1 protein-coding gene and 1 pseudogene are annotated in these 800 nt (G+C 77.8%); one reads left to right on the forward strand and one right to left on the reverse strand.

The features are described 5' to 3' along the window. Nucleotides 1-332, forward strand: a pseudogene (locus BZL64_RS38750) (SGNH/GDSL hydrolase family protein); the annotation flags it as partial. A 66-nt stretch (nucleotides 333-398) separates the two neighbouring features. Here BZL64_RS38750 and BZL64_RS38755 read toward each other — a convergent pair. Beyond that, on the reverse strand, nucleotides 399-800 hold a 402-nt coding region (locus BZL64_RS38755; protein WP_143663482.1), incomplete at its 5' end, for a 5-oxoprolinase subunit C family protein.

Consider the following 800-nt stretch of genomic DNA (forward strand, 5'->3'; position numbering starts at 1 on the left):
GCGGGGCCACCGGCAGCTGGCCGTTCGCTTCCACGCGCTGCTGGCCGGGGCGGGGCGGGGCGGGGCTCGCGACCGGGCCGGCTCCCTCGCCCGAGCCGGAGTCCCCGGCGCCCAAGAGGTCGGCCGGACTGCGGTGGCTGGCGACGGCCGGCACCGGCTGGGTGGCCCGCAGGTGCACCGACCTGCTTCCGCAGCTGCTGGCGGTGGCCGTCGGCGAGACGCGTCACCGCGCGCGGGGCACCAGCGCCCGCCTCTACCTGCGCACCTCGGCAGCGGTGTCGGCTGCCCTGGCCGCCCTGTCGGTGCCGGAGCGGCAGCCGGACGCGGCCTAGCGGCGCCGGCCAGTCAGCGTCGGCGTACTTCCACGAAGGCCGGGCGCGGCCCGGCGACGCCGGCTGTCAGCGTCGGCGTACCGCCACGAAGCGGACCGGGGTGCCCGGTGCCGCCTGCGCGGCGGACGGGAGGTCGGAGGGCCGGACCACCCCGATCACCGGGTAGCCGCCGGTGGTGGGATGGTCCGCCAGGAAGACCACCGGTCTGCCGTCGGGCGGGACCTGCACGGCGCCCAGAACCATTCCCTCGCTGGCCAGTTCGCCTGCCACCGCCCGGTCCAGGGCGGGTCCTTCGGTGCGCAGACCGATGCGGTTGCTCGCCGCGGACACGCGGTAGGCGTCCGAGGTGAACAGCCGGACCGCCTCCGGGGCGAACCAGTCGTCACGCGGGCCCAGAGTGATCCGCAGGACCAGTTCGGCCGGAGGCGCCGGCTGCGGGGCCACGTCCACGCGCGCGGGGGCGACGCG

Origin of the sequence: Streptomyces bobili (assembly GCF_002154575.1) — a bacterium.
Lineage (GTDB): Bacteria > Actinomycetota > Actinomycetes > Streptomycetales > Streptomycetaceae > Streptomyces > Streptomyces bobili.